We start from the raw sequence: 1,355 nt of genomic DNA on the forward strand, positions 1-1,355 counted from the left end.
CAAACACGGGGCCTTCAACGTGGCTTTTCGGTCAAATAAAATACATCGGATTAAAATCCGACTCCTCGCCTTTCATCCATCGCTTAAAAGACGATGGCTTTCATGCTCCCGTGTTATTTAGGTAAATGAGGTACACTTCTTAAATTTGATCAACCCCCAGAATTTTAAAATTGGTTGACAAATTGTTGTTACTGTACCTCATCAACCTGAAATGACCTGCATTATATTAACCAGCTTTTAAATCTTCAGAGGGAAAATTCAAAAAGCCGTTCTCTAAATTTTAATTGCTACAAAATTATCTTAGCTAAAGATAGCATTAATTAAAACATCAGTTAAATTCATCTTTTTCAAATCGTCAATAGTCACAGTATTACAAATATCAAACCTGGCACCTATTGTTTGTAATTCATTATCTAATAATTGAAAAAACTTTGTTACTTCAGGCTTATTTCCTACCTGAATAAGTGAAATACCCAATTCTTCATCTTGTTGCAAATTATTAGCCGCAAAAATTATAATATCCTTGACTCGCTCAGGGTCTTCTATCTCACCTACCGTAACAACTAAGATAGTTTCCCCATTTGGCTTTGCTGTATTTAAAGCACGTCGCTCAAAATAATTATCAATAGCATCCTTAAGAGCATCTGCTAAATTAGTTTTGCCCGAAGGTTGATTTTCCAGGAAGATATGAGCTAAGTCCGTGGATGTCACCTGGTCATATCGTTTAAAATAGTCTGAAAATAGGTAAACTGTTAGTCCATCTAAATCTAGCTTCTCACATTCACTTGCTAATTTGATTACCGACTCTTGCATTAGTTCCCAAGGACTTTTGTCTATGGCAGAGTCAGATAGATACATATCTTTGCTTTTATCGATGATTAAGGTGTAATCACGCTGTTGTATAGCAGCACCACCTTCAAGTAACGGGTCCATAATATTGGTCTCCATTATCTTCTCTTACTAAATTGTTAATAGCACCAAAATTTGTTTGTGCTGACTTAATTTTCTACTGCCTGCGGAAAATATTTTTATCCATCTGTAGAAACTTCTAAGTTGTGATGAGATTATAATTATAATTTTGATTTGTCAGTAAAAATTTAGAAATTCACTAGCTAAATATTGTATCGTCTTGTTGATAGCTGCAGATCTTTTCAATTAAGCAGAAATTTTAGATAGAAGCAAACTTTCATTTACATAAGCTTTGGGAAAAAGTCTCTTCTCCGGAAAAACACCCAATTAAGTTGATATCAAGTAATAGTTGTTTGTTTTTAGAGCTTTTATTACAAATTATTATGGAACTAACTGACTGTTTAGTAAGTCGATTGATTTTAGTTAAATACTGTAAATTTGTATTA

At 33.2% G+C, this 1,355-nt stretch carries 1 protein-coding gene; it reads right to left on the reverse strand.

Translation table 11 applies throughout. The annotated features are described in order from the left end of the window. Positions 1 to 300 precede the first annotated feature (300 nt). Positions 301 to 948 carry a hypothetical protein gene (locus F6K13_RS33455; protein WP_240038941.1) on the reverse strand — a complete coding sequence of 216 codons (648 nt, stop codon included), beginning with the start codon at positions 946 to 948 and terminating at the stop codon, positions 301 to 303. Between the last annotated feature and the right edge of the window lie 407 nt (positions 949 to 1,355).

This window comes from Okeania sp. SIO2B9, from assembly GCF_010672505.1.
In the GTDB taxonomy this organism is placed as follows: Bacteria; Cyanobacteriota; Cyanobacteriia; order Cyanobacteriales; family Microcoleaceae; genus Okeania; species Okeania hirsuta.